The sequence below is a fragment of the Streptomyces sp. NPDC037273 genome (assembly GCF_055603625.1).
In genome coordinates, this window is the sequence record NZ_JBVJVO010000020.1 from 108,337 (window position 1) to 126,106 (window position 17,770).

The window sequence follows — 17,770 nt, forward strand, 5'->3', positions numbered from 1 at the left end:
CTTTGTGACTGACGGGTTAAGCGGCGATCTGGTGGCCTAACGACCGATTCAGACCGTTTCCGTCGTGGTCTGATCGGTCCCCTGGCGGAGTGCGTCCAGCAGGCGCTTCGCCTGGGTGACGAGCTGGGTGGCGCCACGCCGCGCCGCCAGCGTTTCCAGGCCCTCGGGCACCTCGCCGGGCCCGGAGCGCTCCACGCAGTCGGCTGCCACGGCGAGCACCTCCCCGAGCCCCCGCACCGGCTTCTCGGCGGCCAGCGGCTCGGGGAGCGCGGCGCCGAGGACCGACCAGACCGTTCTGTAGGCGCCACTGGCCGCCGCCGTCCTGGCCGCGTCCGCGAGCCGGTTCGGCAGGGCCATGCCGTCGGTGAGCAGCCACCCCAGCTGCTCGCCCACCAGACGCGGGTCGAGATCGCCGCGGGCCGCGAGCACGAGGAGGGCGTCCACCGCCCGCAGCCTGTCGTCCGCGTTCCCGACGCCCAGGGCGAGCGCCACGGCGAGGGCGACGGCCCGCCCGACCCGGCCCTCGCCCTCGGCCGTCCCGGTCAGCGGCTCGGTCGTCTCCCGCGTGCCGCCGATCGACGACGCCAGTGAGGGAAGGAGGCAGGCCGCGAGGACCTCACGGTCGGCCGGCAGGACGAAGGCCCAGTGCTCACGGCCCTCGACCCAGTGGGAACACGTGCGGGGCGTCGCCTCCATCGTGCCGCCGAGCCACCGGAAGGCCGGCGCGAACTCCTCCCGCACCACGGCACGGTCGGCGATGTCGATCACCATCCGCTGTCTCACCGACCACCTCATCAGCGTCCGGTCCTCCTCCTTCGGGACGAACCGCACGCTCGCCGCCACCGGCTCCTCGGCCCGCAGCCACGCGGCGAGCCGCCGCCCGGCCGGAGTGCCGAGCGCCTCCGCCTCCGCCTCGGCCCTCCCGGCCTCCGGCCCGGCCCGCAGCACCCTCAGCAGCGCCTGCGCCAGGTCGGCGGGGGCGGGCTCCACGCCCGCGTCCCGATAGGCCCGCAGCCGCTCCACGAGCACGAGCGGCTCGACGGCCCCGGTGTCCAGGGTGGGCGCCGCGAGCAGCAACGGGAGCGCGTCCGTGCCGATCAGCGCGGCCGCCTCCCACAACCGGGAGTCCCTGACCTCGGTCAGCGCCTGATGCAGACACTCCGGCGTCCGCCCGCCCCGCTCCAGGCGGTCCTCGATCCACGAGCGCTCCACCAGGCCGAGCAGCCCCGCCAGGACCGAGTGGAGCCCATGGGAGGAGTACGTGAAGTGGTGCGGCGCCTGCCAGTCCGTGACGGTGAACGCCTCCCGCACCGCCCGCGCCACGCCCTCCCGGTCCCGGTGCGCCTGCCGCACCAGCCCGTCGAGGGCCCGCTCGAACCGCACCGGATCGTCCTCCACCCCCTTCGCGAGCAGCTCCTCCACCAGCGCCTCCACCGTCGTCGCCGGCGGCCCGACCGGACGGGGTACGGGCACGGGCGGCAGGATCTCCTCGTAAGGCCCACCGCCCTCCGCCGCCGTGACCTCCCCGAACAGCTCCGCGGCCGCCTGCCGGTGCGTCGGGCCGAGCAGCCCGGCCCGGTCCGCCAGTTCATCCCGTACGGAGTCCTCGACCGCCGGCAGATGGCGGCCCACCAGCTTCAGCGCCCGCCCCTGGAGCGCGGTGTCCTCGTGCCCGAACAACTCCGCCACGGCGGGCAGCAGCATCCCGGCCGCGCCCGCGTCCCGCGCGAGCACCTTGCCGACGAGGACCAGTTGCGCCTGCACCAGCTTCTTCTCGGTACGGAACAGCACCGCGGCCGTCAGCTCGGCCAGCGCATCGGCCGACAGCTCGCCGTCCGCCGCGAGACCCGCCAGCGCCTCCTGCGCGTATCCGGCCACCGGCGACGGGGCGTCCGCCGCGATCCCGATCAGGTCCGCGACCCGCTCCCGGAACTCCTCCCCGGTCGGCTCGACCAGCCGCAGCACCTCCAGCGGGAACCGCAGGTCGTGCAGCCGACCGCCCCGCAACAGCCGGGACACGGCGGCGTCCACGACCGCGGACCGCTCCACCACACCCTCCCCGACGAGTGTCGCGACCGCCGTCGGCCAGTGCCGCTGGGAGTCGGCCTCGAGCGTCCAGGTCACCTGCTCGGGGGGTTCCGGCATCGCCAGGGCGTGCACCAGCAGCGCGGGCGTCTGCGGATCGGCCCGCAGCCGCTCCAGGAGCGGGGACGCGCCGTCGCCCTTCCTCCGCAGCCACCGGCTGCCGGGCGTGACCTCGTGCGCCCACGCCCGCACATAGCCGTCGGACGCCGGCACCGGACAGCCCGACCGCTCCACCAGGCCACGGATCAGCCCGTAGCTGTGCTCCGCGACGGCCGGCCGCGCGGCCAGGCGCTCCGCCAGCTCCGCCTGCCACTCCGGATCCCGCTCGGCGACCACCCGCAGCACCAGACCGCCGTCCGGCGACCGCCAGGCCAGCAGGTCACGCCCGCCGAGCCAGGTCGCCACTGCCGACGCCCCCGAATGGCAGCCGGCCCCCGCGACGTACAGCGCGCGCCGCACCTCCGCCGCCTCCCGCTCCCGCGCCCCCGCCCAGCCGCGTACCTCGGTGCGCAGCGCCTTCAACCGCGCGAGAACCGTCTTCCGCTCGCCCGCCCCGAGCGGTTCGAGCAGCGTGGGCACCGCCTCGGCGCGGCCCGCCCGCACGGCCTCGACGACCTTCTCGATCCCCATGACGTCGTCCCTTCCCTCGCCCCTCGCCGTTCCCCGGGTCTTCTCCGGATCCCGCCGTTCCGTCCCTCGCGATCCCACCCCGCCGCCCGTCACCGGCCTCGTCCCTCCGTCGCCCCGCGCCGGACCATCCGCACCGCGAGCGCGTGCTTGCACGGGCCGCGTCGCCCCTGGTGGTCGGCCCACCAGCGGCAGGTGCAGCTCAGCACCCCGTCGGATTCCCGGACCCGGTAGCGCCGTTCGCCCGAGGCCACGGTCGCCAGGGAGCCGTCGAGTTCCATGGCGCCGTCGAGTTCCACGGCGCCGTCCGCCACCAGCCGCCGGGCGTCGACCAGGCGTGGGTGGTGACGCTCGGCGCGGTCGGCGTCGTAGGGGAGTTCGCGGTGGAAGTAGGAGGCGTCCGCCACGTCGTACCCCACCCGACCGGCCGTGCCGAGCCGGATCAGCGCCGCGCGTGTCCGCTCGACCGTGAGTCCGGCCCGTGCCGCGAGGTCCGCCGGGTCGACGCGCGGCTCCCAGGCCAGGAGCATCGCGATCAGTTCCGCGTCCTGGGCGGCCTCGTCCGTCGCCAGGGCCTCAAGGACGCCGCCCTCGCCGGAGAAGCCCCGCACTGGGTCGGGCGAGAGCGTCAGGGTGAGCCGCATGCCCGGCAGGGTCACCTCCCAGGCGCTCGCCGTGGCCGCCGTGCCGTCCGGCGCCGGCCCGTACACCCGCAGCCCCGTCGCGTGCCGCAGGACGCGCTCCAGCGTGACGAGCCGCTCGGGCCCGGCCAGACAGACGGCACCCGGCCCCGGCCGGCTCGTCGGACGCAGGGCCCGGCCCGCCGGCACGATCCACAGCGGGCCGCGCCCACGTCCCCCCGGGCGGGGCAGCGAGCGCAGGAAGCGGACGGCCTCAGGGCCGGCGAGCTCGGCCCGCAGGTCGAACCGGGCCGACGCGACCTGCGCCTCGGCGAACCCCCGCAGCCAGCGGTCCGGCAGCGGGACCTTCTTCTCGACGACCGACCCGGTGAGGGTGGTCACCGCCAACTCCTCAGGACCGACCCGCAGATGCAGCGGCTCGTCCCCGGTCAACCGCGACAGCGCCTCGCGCAGAGGGGCGTTCACGTCGACGTTCGTGGTGCCGTGCCCCGTCTCCGTACCCCCGAGTCCCTCGTCGAGGACGTCAAGGCGCGCGTACACCCCACCGCAGCCGGAGAACGACTCGAAGCGCAGCCGGTCCCCGTTCCCGGTCACCACCGGGTCCCTCGAACCCGGCCGTGGCCGCCGGTCGTAGCGGGCCGCGGCCACGTCGGCCACCGCGAGCAGCCCTCTGGCGGCGGCCTGCGGCGCGGCCAGGAACCCGGCGAAGAACCGGGGACGGGCCACGGCCCCCGTGGGGGTGCGGCCCCCCGCCGTCTCCAGGCCGAGCCGCCGGCCGGAGTCCGAGGACTCCAGCGCGGAGGGGCGGGCGTAGGCGAGCGCCTGTACGGATCGCGTCATGGAAATGACGGTAGGGCCCGGCACTGACACTCACCCGTGCCGGGTCTCCACACCGCCCCTGACCTGGGAGACAGAGGGTGTCACTGACCCACGAGGCCCGGCCGCAGGACCTTGCTGAAGAGGACCGCGCCGCCCTCGGCCCGCAGGCGGACCGTCAGTTCGGCGCTGTGGCCGTCGATGTCGACCTCGCCGAAGTACTGGGGGCTCTCCATCGGCGAGACGTTCGCCCGCTGCGGCGCCCGCACGAAGACCCGCTCGGGCCCGAAGGTGCCGTCGAGCGCGTTGGCGGGGAAGCCGCCCGCGGCCAGCGGACCGGAGACGAACTCCCAGAAGGGGGCGAAGTCCTGGAAGGCGGCGCGCTCCGGCGCGTAGTGCTGGGCCGAGGTGTAGTGCACGTCGGCCGTGAGCCACAGCGTGCCGGTGATACGGCGGTGCTTCACGAACCGCAGCAGCTCCGCGATCTGGAGCTCGCGGCCCAGCGGCGCGCCCGGGTCGCCCTGCGCGACCGCCTCGAAGTTCGCCGCTCCGTCGGGCACGACGAGACCGAGCGGCATGTCGGCGGCAAGGACCTTCCACACCGCCGTGGACGCGGCGAGCTCCCGCTTCAGCCAGGCCAGCTGCTCGGCGCCGAGGATGCCGGTGGTGTCGTCGGCCTGCCGGCCGGGGGAGTTGGCGTTGCGGTACGAGCGCATGTCGAGGACGAACACGTCGAGCAGCGGCCCGTACCGCACCACCCGGTGCATCCGGCGCTCGCGCCCCTCACCGCGCGCGTGGAGGGTGGAGACCGGCGTGTACTCGGCGAAGGCGCGCAGGGCGTGCGCGGCGAGGACGTCCACGTCCTTCTCCGTGTAGCGCGGATCGTCCAGGATCTGACCCGGGTACCAGTTGTTGCGCACCTCGTGGTCGTCCCACTGCACCACCGAAGGCACCTGCGCGTGGAACGCCCGGACGTTGTGGTCGAGCAGGTTGTACCGGAAGTTGCCCCGGTACTCGTCGAGCGTCTCGGCGACCTTCGACTTATCCGGCGTGGTGACGTTCCGCCAGATCCGGCCGTCGGGCAGCGTCACGCTCGGCTGGAGGGGCCCGTCCGCGTAGACCGAGTCGCCGCTGCACAGGAAGAAGTCCGGGTCGAGCCGCCGCATCTCCTCGTACGCGCGGAAGCCGCCGATGTCCGGGTTGATGCCCCAGCCCTGGCCCGCGATGTCCCCCGACCACAGGAAACGCACCCCGTCGCGCCGTCGCTCCGGCGCCGTGCGGAACGTGCCGAGGACCGGCTCGGACGTCCGGCGCGGATCGTCCGGGTCGGCGAGCGTGACCCGGTAGTGGATCTGCTCGCCGGCCGGCAGACCGCGCAGCGCCGTGGTGCCCGTGAAGTCCGTGCCCGCGCCGATCAGCGGCCCGTGGTGCCGCCGTACCCGACGGAACGACTCCGTCGCCGAGGTCTCGACGACCATCCGCGCCGGCCGGTCCGACCGCACCCACACCAGACCGGAACGGGACGTGACATCGCCCGTCTGCACACCCCACCCGGCCTCCGGCCGCCCCGACAGCGCGAAAGCCGGCGCCGCCAGTCCCGCGCCGCCGAGCGTGAGCGCGGCCGACGCCGCCAGCGAACCCCGCAGCACACTGCGACGGGCGGGCGTGGGGGAACCGGGCACGGAATGGGACATGGAGGCCTCCGAGGTCGTCGCCGGGCGATCGTGATACGTCGTCAGTGGTACGCCGTCCCATGCCTAACGGCCGGGAACGGCGCCCACATGAACCCCGCGTGAACAGATCACCCGCTCCCCGCGCGCGTACCCCCGCCCGGCCGCCGGCCGAGGACCGTCACCGCCCACGCGCCCGCGTGCCCGGCCCTGACCGACCGGCCTCGGCGCGCCTCACGCCCGGAGCGCCTCCGCCACCGCCCGTACCCCGGTCGCGATCGCCGAGGGCGCCAGGTGCGCGTACCCGATGACGAGCCGTACGTCCCCGTCCGAGGGGCGCGCAGTGCCGTACTCCTCCAGGAGCCGTACGGCCACCCCGGCCCGGGCCGCACGGGCCTGGAACGCCTCGGACGGGCCGAAGCGACCCGGTACGCGCGCGATGACGTGGAGTCCGGCCGCGATGCCGGTCACGCGGGTGCCGGGGAAGTGCTCCGCGAGGGCGTCGAGAAGGGCGTCGCGCCGCTCGCGGTAGGCGCGTTGGCAGCGGCGGAGCTGCCGGTCGTACCCGCCGCGGGTCACGAACTCGGCGAGGACCGCCTGGTCGAGCACCGGGTTTCCGAGGTCCATCGTCCGCTTGCGTTCGACCACCTCGTCGAGCAGCTCCGCCGGGACGAGCATCCAGCCGAGCCGGAGCCCGGGGGCGAGCGACTTGCTCACCGAGCTCGTGTAGGCGACCCGCTCCGGGTCGAGCCCCTGGAGCGCGCCGACGGGCGCCCGGTCGTAGCGGAAGTCGCCGTCGTAGTCGTCCTCGAGGACGTAACCGTCGACCGTCCGCGCCCAGTCGAGGAGCGCGCCGCGCCGCTCGGCCGACCAGCTGATCCCGGAGGGGAACTGGTGCGAGGGCGTCACCACGACCGCCCGTACCCCGGAGTCGGCGAGCGGACCCGGCAGCAGTCCCTCGTCGTCCAGCGGCAACCACACCGTGTCCATGCCGGTCGAGGCGAACAGCCGCCCGTGCTCAGGGCTGCCCGGATCCTCGATGCCGATCTCGCTCAGCCCACGGGCCCGCAGGACGAACCCCATCAGGGTCGACGCCTGCGCCACCCCCGAACAGACCACGAGCCGCTCCGGGTCGGCCACCACACCCCGCCGGCGCGCCAGCATCCCGGCCAGTGCCTCGCGCAGGGCGGGCAGCCCGCGCGGATCGGGGTAGCCGAGCGATCCGTGCGCCAGGAGCGCGAGGACGGACCGCTGGGCCGCGCCCCAGCCGGCCCTCGGGAACAGCGACAGATCAGGGGTCCCCGGCCGGAAGTCCACCCGCATACCCGGCGCCCCCGGCGCCAGGTCGCGCCCCGCGTGCACGGCCGCCCTGGCCGCCCCGCTCACCCACGTCCCCGCACCGCGGTCGCTGCGCAGGTACCCCTCGGCGGTCAGCTGCTCGTACGCCTCCGTCACCAGCCCCCGCGAGACACCCAGATCGGCGGCGAGCTCCCGCGTCGACGGCAGCCTGGTCCCGGACGCGAGACGCCCCGCCCGCACGGCCTCGCGCAGCGCCTCCTGGAGCGCCCGGCCGCGCCGGCGCGCCGGGGCGGCGGCTGCCGGGAGCAGCAGCTCCCAGGCGGGCTGCCCGGGGGTGTCGCCGTCGGGAACGGCACCCTCTCGTGACTGAGTCATCCCGGGCCGCGGCCCTTCGTCCCGCACGATCTCTTCGCCCCCCGTCGTCGGTCGACCCGAGTATGCCGTGGCGCGAGCGAAAGTGGTCCCCGATGGCGGCCCGGAAGTGGACCTCCACGGGGGCCGCGCCGCTTCCTAACGTCGGGAGCATGAACGCGAACTCGTTGCGTGGGGTGCTGCTCGTCGCCCTCGCCTACGCCCTCGTCGGCGCCTCCTTCACCGCGAACAGCCTGCTCGGCGCCTATCCGTACGCGGGCGGGCAGGCGTTGCGCTACGGCGCCGCCTGCCTCCTGCTGCTCCCGCTGCTCGGCCGTGGCGGACTGGCGCCGCTCCGGCTGCTGACCGCACGTCACTGGGTGCGCCTGGCCTCCCTCGCGGGCGTCGGCATGGTGGGGTTCAACCTCGCGGTGCTCGCCGCCGAGCGGACCGCCGAACCGGCCGTTCCCGGTGTCCTGGTGGGGTGTGCCCCGGTCGTGGTCGCCGTCCTGGTCCCGCTGACCGAGGGGCGGAGGCCCGCCCCGGCCGTGCTGTACGGGGCGCTGCTCGTCGCCGCGGGCGCCTTCACCGTGCAGGGCTGGGGCCGGACGGACCTGGCGGGCATCGGCTGGTCGGTGATGGCGCTCGCCGGGGAGGTGGGGTTCACGGTGCTCGCGGTGCCGGTCCTGCGGCTGCTCGGGCCGAAGCTGCTGACCGCGGCCGTGTGCGGGGTGGGCGCGGTGGAGGCGGCGCTGGTGGGCGTCGTCGTGGACGGTGCCGGATTCGTCAGGATGCCGACCGGCGTGGAGACGGGCGCGCTCGTCTGGCAGGCGGTGCTGGCCACCGTCGTCGGGTTCGTCCTCTTCTACATGGGCGTCCAGCGGATCGGTATGGAGAGGGCCACTCTCTATACGGGTGCCATCCCGGTCGCCGCCGCTCTCAGTGCCGCCCTGGTCGGGCATGCCTCCTTCGGTCTCCCGCAGGCGGCCGGCGGCCTGCTCGTGGGGGCCGGTGCCGCCCTGGGCACCGGCCTGTTCACACGGAGCGCCCGGCGGGGTTCATCGGCTGCCGTCGAGGAGCACGCGCGCGACGAGGGCGGGGTCGTCGTTCATGGGCACGTGACCGCAGCCGGGCAGCCGGACGAGCCGGGCACCGGGCAGGGTGTGCTTGGCGCGGACGCCCTGGCGGCGCAGCAGCAGCCGGTCGCGGGTGCCCCAGGCGATGGTGACGGGAACCTCGGGGATGTCGTCGCGGAAGAGTACGGTCCGGCCGGCGGCCAGCGTCTCGTGGAAGCCGGTGGCCCCGCGCAGGGCCAGCGTCTCGGCGACGACCGCCTCGGGTGACCGGCGGGCGGGGCGCGCGTAGATGGTGCTGGTGAGCGCGGTGCGCCCGGCGGCCGTACGGGAGAGGCGCTCGATCACCGGCACGGGCATCGAGTGGGCCACGCCCCGCATGGCGCGCAGGGTCCCGAAGGCGTACCGCCGCTCGCTCTCGGACCAGAAGCCGGCGGGGGAGAGGGCGGTGACCGAGCGCACCCGCTTCTCCCGGCCGAGCTCCAGGGCGAGCAGTCCGCCGAGCGAGTTCCCGGCCACGTGCGGGCGCTCGACGCCGACGGCCGCGCAGAAGGCGTCGAGGACGGGGACGACGGTGGACAGGTCGTACGGCGAGCCGTCCGGCAGCGCGTCGGAGGCGCCGAAGCCGGGCAGGTCGACGGCGATGACGTCCCGCTCGGTGGCCAGCACGTCGAGGACGGGTTCCCACGCCTGCCAGTGGTGCCCGATGCCGTGGAGCAGGAGCAGGGGTTCGCCCGCGCCCCTCCGCTCGTACGTCATCGACACCGTGCGGGGACCCGTGGGGGTCTCGATCGTGAACGCGATCCGTGCGGGCATACCGGCTCCCTGTCCTGAACACCTGGTGTGCGAAGTCCCTTAGACACCCTGTCAGCAAGAGCATTACCGTTCGGTAGCCAGTAGTTCAAGACCGGCTCCGAAACTGGACACGACGGTGCCCGTCGGCTGGGATGGTCGGGTGCCCACCGACATACCGACCGACACCCTCACCGACCTCTTCGAGGACCACCGCCCGATGCTCCTCGGCGTCGCCTACCGGATGCTCGGGCGCGCCGCCGACGCCGAGGACGTCGTCCAGGAGGCCTGGCTGCGCTGGACCGCCGAGGAACGGACCGCCGTCCGCGAGCCCCGCGCCTTCCTCGTGCGGATCACCACCAGGCTCGCCATCGACCGGCTCCGCCAGGTCCAGAGCCGCCGCGAGTCCTACGTCGGCCCCTGGCTCCCCGAGCCCGTCGTCACCGACTTCGGCCCGGCCGCCCCCGACACCGCCGAGCGCGCCCTGCTCGCCGACTCCGTCTCGCTCGCCGTCCTCGTCGTCCTCGAATCCCTCTCGCCCCTGGAACGGGCCGTCTTCGTGCTCCGCGAGGCCTTCGGCTTCCCGTACGGGGAGATCGCCGGCGCCCTCGACCGCTCCGAGGCCGCCGTGCGCCAGCTCGCCGGACGGGCCCGCCGCCACGTCGACGAGGGCAAGCCGCGCTACGACGTCGACCCGGCCGCACGCCGCGACCTCACCGAGCGCTTCCTCGCCGCCGCGGCCGGCGGCGACCTCGGCGAGCTCCTCGCCCTGCTCGCCCCCGACGTGCGCCTCGTCGGCGACAGCGGCGGCAAGTCCAAGGCACCGCTGCGGATCATGGACGGCGCCGACAAGGTCGGCCGCTTCCTCGCGGCCGTCTCCGAGGGCACGGAGGAGCTCTTCGAGATCCGCTTCGTCGAGCTCAACGGCGGCCCCGCCATCCTCGCGCTCGCCGACGGCCTGCCCGACTGCGTCTTCCAGGTCGAGGTGCGCGACGGACGGATCCAGTGCGTCTACATCCTCCGCAACCCCGACAAGCTCCAGGGCCTCGCCGGCCTCTGACCGCACCTCCCCGCGCCCGCCCGTGCCCCGTCCCCCCGCTCCGGGGGAGGCGGGGCACTTTGCTGCGCAGGGCACACGTCTACGCGAACGTCCTGTGAACGATCTAGGTCAGAGGGTCACATTCAGGGACGTTCGACGGAGGATTGGTCTTGACCAAGGGGGTGTGTCGCCCTATGGTCGCAGAGTTAGTGCAGGAACCTTTAATAAACAAGGGCGCGGAAACGCCGCGGGACACGGCGAATTGCGGAGGATCAGGGTGGGGACCACGCAGCTGGCATCGGTGCCGGAACCGAAGTACCAGCACCTCAAGACAGTCATCGGCGAAGCGCTCGACTCGGACTTCGCCGTCGGGGAGATCCTCCCCAACGAGCGCGAGCTCGCCGCACGCTTCGGCGTCGCCCGCGCCACGCTGCGCCAGGCACTGGAGCAGCTGGAGCTCGAAGGCCGCCTCCAGCGCCGCCGCGGCGTCGGCACCACGGTCGCCCCGCCGCGCGTCGGCGTGGACGTCTCCACCACCCAGCACGCCTGGCCCGGCGTCGGCGACGACGCCTGGCAGTCCCTGGACTCCGGCGCCGACGTGGCCCCCGCCGCCGTCGCCCGCGTCCTGGAGACCGGCCCGGAGGACCGGGTGCACATCGTGCGCCGCCTCCGCGTCTCCCAGGGCCAGCCGGTCGCCGCCGAACTCCTCTACGTGCCCGTGGGCTCCGTGCCCGGCCTCGGCGCCATCGACGCGCCCGCCGGACCCGTCCAGGCCCGCGCCGTGCTCCGCGAGCTCCAGCACCTCGCCCTCGACGGCCAGGACCGCGCCGTGGAGCTCGGCTCCGCCCGCGCCGACGACGCCAAGGAGCTCGACCGGCTGCCCGGCGCCCCCGTCCTCGTCGTCACGACCCGCTACCTCTCCGGAGGGCGCACCGCCGCCGTCTCCGTGGCCACCTACCGCGCCGACACCTGCCGCCTCACCTTCGGCGACTCCGGCGACCTGGTCATGGCCTCCTAGCACCCCGCACCTCCCGCACCACACCACGCGCGCGCGACGGCCCGCCCCAGGGAAACCTGGAGGCGGGCCGTCGTCGTGGAGCCGTGAGCGGTGTCTTCACGCTTCCGTCGCCGGGAAGTCCTAGCGGCGGGCCGTGACCGTTCCGTCGACCGCGAAGAGCTGCTCCTCGACGTGGTCGAGGGCCAGCCGGAGCGCGCCGGTGCCCACCGCGGCCTCGCCGAGCAGGGACAGCACCACCCGGGGCGGACGCAGACAGAACCGGGCGAGCTCCTCGCGGAGCGGGGGCAGGACGCCGTCGAGACCGGCCGCCCAGCCGCCGACCACGACCAGTTCGGGGTCGATGGCGAGGACGAGCGCCGCCACGTCGTGCACCAGCCGCTGGATGAACCGCTGCACCGCCGCCTCCGCGCGCGCGTCGCCCTTGCGGGCCAGCGCGAACACCTCGGCGACGGCCTGCTCGTCGAGCGGGTGCAGCGGCTCGTCGGTGGTCGAGAGCAGATGCTCGGGGGTGACGCCCCGGCCGAGCAGGTGCAGGGCGCCGATCTCCCCGGCGGCCCCGCCGTACCCCCGGTGCAGCCGGCCGCCGATCAGCGAACCGGCCCCCGGGCTGAGACCGGCGAGGACGAAGACGATGTCGTCGGAGTCGGTCGCGGCGCCCTTCCAGTGCTCGGCGACGGCCGCCGCGTTCGCGTCGTTCTCCACGATCACCGGGCAGCGGAAGGAACGGCGCAGCCGCTCCCCGAGCGCGAGACCCGTCCAGCCCGGCAGGGCCGTACCGAGGCGCACCGTGCCGTCGGCCTCCACGATGCCCGGGGTGCCGACGCCGACCGCCCGCAGGTTGGACCGGGGCACCCCGGCCCTGCGCAGCACGTCCGCCACGACCGTACGGACCTTGTCCAGCCGCTCGTCCTCGGCAGCCGTCTCCGACACCTCCCGCGACCCGGCGCCGATGATCCGGCCGTCCAGACCCGAGAGGAGCACGGCCACGCGGTGCGGGCCGATCTCGATGCCGAGCAGATGGCCGGCCTCCGCACGGAAGCGGAACCTCCGCGCCGGACGCCCCTGCCGCCGGGCCTCACCCTCCTCGGGCGCCGACTCGACGACGAGCCCGCCCTCGATCAGGCCCTCGACCACGCCCTCGACCGTAGGCCGCGAAAGACCCGTGATCCGGGTCAGATCCGTCAGCGTCGGCGCGTCGGCGCCCCTGAGCGCATGGAGTACCACCGCGGAGTTGATCCGCCGCAGCAGAGACGGATCCCCGCCGGTCAGCCGCCCCACAGTGTGTCCTCCCAGCTCGTGCACCTTTTCGGCGGATGGTACTCAATGGACCGTGGCGCGGCGAGCGCCGCCCCCGCACCCGGCGCCCCAGGTGTGCCTGACACGGCGCCAACTGTCAGTGCCCCGGGCTTTACTGGGTCCATGACCACCACGGCACGCCACCTGGCGGAGATCGACTTACTCCGCGCCCGCGGCTTCGACGGGAGCCCGGGCTTCCACCTGGCCGAACTGGCGACCAGCGAGGAGTTCTGGGAGGACGACGGCACCCGCCGCGAGGCCGTCGAGGACCAGTACGAAGCGGAACGCACCGGCCTCGCCCTCCTCCTCACCGCCCGCTGGGGCCCACCCCGGCGCCTCGCCCTCGGCCCCCTCCTGGAACGGTCCATGGAAGGCGAGCCCATACCCGAGCCCTGGGCCACCCTCAGCTGCCACACCCCCGACCTGCACCTCTGGGCGGCCGAAGGCACCTGGATCGGCCTCGGCGTCTCCCAATGGGACAAAGAGCTCCCCTTCCAGCTCCTCGCCCTGGTCACGACCGTGGCCCCGCCGTCGGACGCACCCCTGGACGGGGACCCTCAGGCGTAGCCGACCGCCGAGTCGACGAAGGCGCGGAACCCGACGCGCACCTCGCCGCCGCCGAGTGCGCTGCCTCCCGTGCCCACCGCGAACAGGAACGGGTCGACGTTGTACCGCTTGTTCCTCACGCCCGTGAAGCCCATGATCACCGGATGCTGGTGAGCGACGTCCCTGGCGCCTTTGGCAGACCTGTAGAAGGTCCACGAGAGCCCGGGGGCCCGCGCGACGATCGTGTCGCCGATGTGCAGCCCCAGATCGTAGGCGACCGCGACCCACAGCGGACGGAGCCGCCCGGCACGCTCGGGATCGGGCTCGATCCCGGCGAGGTACCAGTCCTGCAACGCGTCCAGCGCCTCGTCCCCCGTGCCGAGCCGCACCCCGTTCGCCCCGACCAGCTCCGCCAGCACCGCGATCCGCTCGTCCTTCGTCGCCATCCGGTGCTCGTACTCCCGCCGCGCCGCCGCCACGGGCAGCTCCTCCATCGGGCCGTCCTCCAACGGCCGGAACGGACGGTAGTCACCCCACTCCACGGCCCCTCCCTTCACGAACCGGGCGACACCTCCGCCGCCTCCCGAAGCCTCGCGTACTCCTCGGCCATCGTCGCCGCCGTCCAGTGCGCGTTCAGCCCGCTCGGATTGGGCAGCACCCACACCCGGGTGGAACCGATCATCCGCTCCTGCATCCCGACACCCGCCTTCGGCTCGCCGAAGGCGGTCCGGTACGCGGTGACGCCGACGACCGCGAGCCACCGAGGTGCGAGGCGCTCGACCTTCTCGGTCAGGATGCGGCCGCCGTGCAGGTACTCCTCGCGGGTCAGCTCGTCGGCCCTGGCCGTCGCACGGGCGACGACGTTGGTGATGCCGAGTCCGTACGAGAGAAGTTCCTGCTGTTCGTCGGGGCGGAGCAGGCGCGGGGTGAAGCCGGAGAGGTGGAGGACCGGCCAGAAGCGGTTTCCGGGGCGGGCGAAGTGGTGGCCCGTCGCGGCTGTCATGAGACCCGGGTTGATTCCGCAGAAGAGGACCGAAAGGCCGCCCGCGGCCACGTCGGGAACGACGCGGTCGCGGGCGGCCTCGAGCTCTGCCTTGGTGAACCGGGGGGTACCGGTCAGAGGATCGCGCCAGGGGTGTAGGAGGCGGCCTCGGGGTGCTGCTTGAGGATGGAGTCGATGCGGGAGACGACGGAGGCGACCTGGTCGGCGGCGGCGCCGGTGAAGGAGAGCTTGTCGGCCATGAGCTCGTCGAGCTGGGCGCGGTCGAGGGGGATGCGGTCGTCGGCGGCGAGCTTGTCGAGGAGTTCGTTGCGCTCGGCGCCCTGCTCGCGCATGGCGAGGGCGGAGGCGACGGCGTTCTCCTTGATGGCCTCGTGGGCGACCTCGCGGCCGACACCGGCGCGGACGGCGCCCATGAGGACCTTGGTGGTGGCGAGGAAGGGGAGGTAGCGGTCGAGCTCGCGGGCGACGACGGCGGGGAAGGCGCCGAACTCGTCGAGGACGGTGAGGAAGGTCTCCAGGAGGCCGTCGAGCGCGAAGAAGGCGTCCGGCAGGGCGACACGGCGGACCACGGAGCAGGACACGTCGCCCTCGTTCCACTGGTCGCCGGCGAGCTCGCCGGTCATCGACGCGTAGCCGCGGAGGATGACCATGAGGCCGTTGACGCGCTCGCAGGAGCGGGTGTTCATCTTGTGCGGCATCGCGGAGGAGCCGACCTGGCCGGGCTTGAAGCCCTCGGTGACCAGCTCGTGGCCCGCCATGAGGCGGATCGTCTTGGCGATCGAGGACGGCGCGGCGGCCAGCTGCACGAGCGAGGTGACCACGTCGTAGTCGAGCGAGCGCGGGTAGACCTGGCCGACGGAGGTGAAGGCGTGCGCGAAGCCGAGGTGGCCGGCGATCCGCTGCTCCAGGTCGGCCAGCTTGCCGGCGTCGCCGCCGAGCAGGTCCAGCATGTCCTGGGCGGTGCCGACCGGGCCCTTGATGCCGCGCAGCGGGTAGCGGCCGAGGAGCTCCTCAAGGCGCGCGTACGCCACGAGCAGCTCGTCGGCGGCGGTCGCGAAGCGCTTGCCGAGGGTGGTCGCCTGGGCGGCGACGTTGTGGGAGCGGCCGGCCATGACCAGCTCCGCGTACTCGGCGGAGAGCTTGCCGAGGCGGGCGAGGACGGCGACCGTGCGGTCGCGCATGAGCTCCAGGGAGAGGCGGATCTGGAGCTGCTCGACGTTCTCGGTGAGGTCGCGCGAGGTCATGCCCTTGTGGACGTGCTCGTGGCCGGCGAGGGCGTTGAACTCCTCGATGCGGGCCTTCACGTCGTGGCGGGTGACCTTCTCGCGCTCGGCGATGGAACCGAGGTCGACCTGGTCGAGCACGCGCTCGTAGTCGGCGAGGGCGGCGTCCGGAACCTCGATCCCGAGGTCCTTCTGCGCACGGAGCACGGCGAGCCACAGCTGACGCTCCAGCTTCACCTTCTGCTCGGGGGACCAGAGGACGGCGAGCTCCGCGGAGGCGTAGCGGCCGGCCAGAACGTTGGGGATGCGGGGCTTCGCAGTCACAGCAGTCACGTGGACAGAGTTTACTGGTGGTTTCTGCAGGCCAGCGCCACGGCCCCGTGTGGAGCTTGCTACGAGACGCAGGTCACGCGGCGCCCCTCAGTTCTCCGCCGGCCACTCGTACGGCAGCAGCTCGGGGCGCTTGGGCGCGCGGCCGTCCCCGGAGGAGCGGCCGGTGAGCCGCCGTCCGATCCACGGGCCCAGGTGCTCCTTCGCGAACCGGGCGTCCGCGATCCGGCGGCTCGTCCAGTTCGGCCGCACGGCCGGCGGAAGGGGGCTCCGCCAGTCGGCCTCGGGCGTCAGGCCCAGGGCCTGCCACACCGCCTCGGCCACCCGCAGGTGCCCGTCGGCGGTCAGGTGCAGCCGGTCCACGTCCCACAGCCGGGGGTCGCCGAGCGACTCCGCGCCGTACAGGTCGACGACCAGGGCGCCGTGCCGGTCGGCGAGCCCGTCGATGTGGGCGTACAGCTCTTCCATCCGGGGCCGGAAGCGCTCCATGACCGGGCCGTTGCGACCCGGGCTGCGCATCAGGACCAGCTGCCCGCAGGAGGGTGTGAGGCGTTCCACTGCCTCGGTCAGCAGGTCCCGCACGCGGACCATGTCGACCTTGGGGCGCAGGGTGTCGTTGAGCCCGCCGACGAGGGTCACCACATCGGCCTTCATGGCCGCGGCCAGGCCGACTTGCTCCTCGACGATCTGTCCGATGAGCTTTCCGCGCACCGCGAGATTCGCGTAGCGGAAGCCGGGCGTACGGGCCGCGAGCCGGCCCGCGAGCACATCGGCCCACCCCCGGTAGGAACCGTCGGCCTTCAGGTCCGACATACCCTCGGTGAAGCTGTCGCCGACGGCGACGAGACTGTTGTACGTGGCATTGATCTCCATGGCGGAGCGATCATACCGCGCGGTATGCGAGGGATGCCGTGGAGAACCCGGGAGGGGAAACCCTATGAGCGACGCGCTCCTGAGCGCCCTGGCCGAGGCCCTGGCCGAGCTGGTGACGGCGGTCGACACCTCCGACGACGAGGACCTCGACCCCGACACGGCCGCGAAGTGGCTGGAGAGCACCGCGCACACCCTGCGCGGACTCGGCCCGGCCGACCGCCGCGCCCTCGACGGGCTGTTCCGCGCGGCCGCGCTGCGGCAGGCGCCAGGACCCTGGCGCGAGGAGCTCCTGAAGGTCTCCGAGGGCTTCGGGCTCACCGAGGACACCCACAGCGCCGCCTGCGAGGCCGCCCGGGCCGCCGCCCTCCGCTTCGCCGCGACCGTCCGCGCCGCCGACCCCGCGACCCCCGTCCCCACCTGCCCCGGCTGGATCCTCGCCGACCTCACCCGGCACGTCGGCACCGTCCACCGCTGGGCCGAGCACCTCGTACGGACCGGGGCCACCGCCCGGGTCCTCGCCCGCGACGTCCCCCTCGACCTGCCGGCCGACCCCGCCGCGTACCCCGACTGGCTCGCGGACGGGGCCGAGCGGTTCGCCGCCACCGCCCGCGAGGCCGATCCCGACACCCCGGTCTGGTCGCCGGGGGCCGACCCGCACGTCCGCCACTACCCGCGCCACGTGCTCTTCGAGACCCTGATCCACCTCGCCGACGCCGAACTCGCCGTCGCCGGGGCGGCGGGCCCCCTCGACCCGGCGACGGCGGCCGACGCCGTCGACCACTTCCTCGCGAACGCGCCGTACATCCCCTGGATCGCCGAACCGCTCGCCCACCTCGACCGCGACGGCGCCGTCCTGCGCCTCACCGCCCGCGACACCCCCGTCGCCTGGACCCTCGCCCTCGGCGGGGGCGGCTTCACCTGGAGCCGGGGGAACGGCGGTACGGAGCCGACGGCGGCCGTCGAGGCGGACGCGGGCGAGCTCCTGCTGCTCCTGCACCGCAGGTACGCCGCCGACGACCCGCGCTTCGCGCACAGCGGCGACCGGGACCTCCTGGACGACTGGCTGGCGGCGACCGCGCTCTGAGCCG

General features: G+C 74.2%; 14 protein-coding genes. 4 read left to right on the forward strand and 10 right to left on the reverse strand.

Annotated elements, in window-relative coordinates:
* Positions 1-48: 48 nt before the first annotated feature.
* The 5 genes from ACZ7G1_RS35250 to ACZ7G1_RS35270 form a co-directional block, all read right to left on the reverse strand.
* Positions 49-2,715, reverse strand: coding sequence for a DUF7824 domain-containing protein (locus ACZ7G1_RS35250; RefSeq protein ID WP_470879001.1), 2,667 nt, complete (start codon positions 2,713-2,715; stop codon positions 49-51).
* 89 nt (positions 2,716-2,804) lie between these two features.
* Positions 2,805-4,193 carry an SWIM zinc finger family protein gene (locus ACZ7G1_RS35255; RefSeq protein ID WP_470878999.1) on the reverse strand — a complete coding sequence of 463 codons (1,389 nt, stop codon included), beginning with the start codon at positions 4,191-4,193 and terminating at the stop codon, positions 2,805-2,807.
* Positions 4,194-4,273: 80 nt separating this feature from the next.
* Positions 4,274-5,863 carry an alkaline phosphatase D family protein gene (locus ACZ7G1_RS35260; RefSeq protein WP_470878997.1) on the reverse strand — a complete coding sequence of 530 codons (1,590 nt, stop codon included), beginning with the start codon at positions 5,861-5,863 and terminating at the stop codon, positions 4,274-4,276.
* 210 nt (positions 5,864-6,073) lie between these two features.
* Positions 6,074-7,513: a MocR-like pyridoxine biosynthesis transcription factor PdxR gene (gene pdxR, locus ACZ7G1_RS35265; protein WP_470878996.1), complete on the reverse strand. Its 1,440-nt coding sequence runs from the start codon at positions 7,511-7,513 to the stop codon at positions 6,074-6,076.
* Positions 7,514-8,547: 1,034 nt separating this feature from the next.
* Complete coding sequence (locus ACZ7G1_RS35270; protein WP_470878994.1) at positions 8,548-9,378, reverse strand: alpha/beta fold hydrolase; 831 nt, start codon at positions 9,376-9,378, stop codon at positions 8,548-8,550.
* Positions 9,379-9,529: 151 nt separating this feature from the next.
* Between ACZ7G1_RS35270 and ACZ7G1_RS35275 the strand changes: the two genes are divergently transcribed.
* On the forward strand, positions 9,530-10,414 hold the full coding sequence (locus ACZ7G1_RS35275) for an RNA polymerase sigma-70 factor (RefSeq protein WP_470879148.1): 885 nt from the start codon (positions 9,530-9,532) through the stop codon (positions 10,412-10,414).
* Between the two features lie 256 nt (positions 10,415-10,670).
* Positions 10,671-11,411 carry a GntR family transcriptional regulator gene (locus ACZ7G1_RS35280; RefSeq protein ID WP_470878993.1) on the forward strand — a complete coding sequence of 247 codons (741 nt, stop codon included), beginning with the start codon at positions 10,671-10,673 and terminating at the stop codon, positions 11,409-11,411.
* Positions 11,412-11,531: 120 nt separating this feature from the next.
* Here ACZ7G1_RS35280 and ACZ7G1_RS35285 read toward each other — a convergent pair whose 3' ends face one another.
* Positions 11,532-12,689 carry an ROK family transcriptional regulator gene (locus ACZ7G1_RS35285; RefSeq protein WP_470878991.1) on the reverse strand — a complete coding sequence of 386 codons (1,158 nt, stop codon included), beginning with the start codon at positions 12,687-12,689 and terminating at the stop codon, positions 11,532-11,534.
* A gap of 141 nt (positions 12,690-12,830) precedes the next feature.
* Between ACZ7G1_RS35285 and ACZ7G1_RS35290 the strand changes: the two genes are divergently transcribed.
* Entirely contained in the window at positions 12,831-13,274 is a 444-nt protein-coding gene (locus tag ACZ7G1_RS35290) for a hypothetical protein (protein ID WP_470878990.1), read from the forward strand.
* Here the strand turns inward: ACZ7G1_RS35290 and ACZ7G1_RS35295 are convergent.
* From ACZ7G1_RS35295 to ACZ7G1_RS35310, 4 genes are all read right to left on the reverse strand, one after another.
* Entirely contained in the window at positions 13,265-13,747 is a 483-nt protein-coding gene (locus tag ACZ7G1_RS35295; RefSeq protein ID WP_470878988.1) for a hypothetical protein, read from the reverse strand. The two genes, ACZ7G1_RS35290 and ACZ7G1_RS35295, sit on opposite strands and share 10 nt — an antisense overlap.
* Positions 13,748-13,806: 59 nt before the next feature.
* A complete protein-coding gene (mug, locus tag ACZ7G1_RS35300; RefSeq protein WP_470878987.1) occupies positions 13,807-14,307 on the reverse strand; it encodes a G/U mismatch-specific DNA glycosylase in 501 nt (166 codons plus the stop codon).
* A gap of 62 nt (positions 14,308-14,369) precedes the next feature.
* Entirely contained in the window at positions 14,370-15,812 is a 1,443-nt protein-coding gene (purB, locus tag ACZ7G1_RS35305; RefSeq protein ID WP_470878985.1) for an adenylosuccinate lyase, read from the reverse strand.
* Positions 15,813-15,899: 87 nt separating this feature from the next.
* Positions 15,900-16,682, reverse strand: a complete 783-nt coding sequence (locus tag ACZ7G1_RS35310) for an SGNH/GDSL hydrolase family protein (RefSeq protein WP_470878983.1) — start codon at positions 16,680-16,682, stop codon at positions 15,900-15,902.
* 64 nt (positions 16,683-16,746) lie between these two features.
* Here ACZ7G1_RS35310 and ACZ7G1_RS35315 point away from each other — a divergent pair, with 64 nt between their 5' ends.
* A complete protein-coding gene (locus ACZ7G1_RS35315; RefSeq protein ID WP_470878982.1) occupies positions 16,747-17,766 on the forward strand; it encodes a maleylpyruvate isomerase N-terminal domain-containing protein in 1,020 nt (339 codons plus the stop codon).
* Positions 17,767-17,770: the final 4 nt, after the last annotated feature.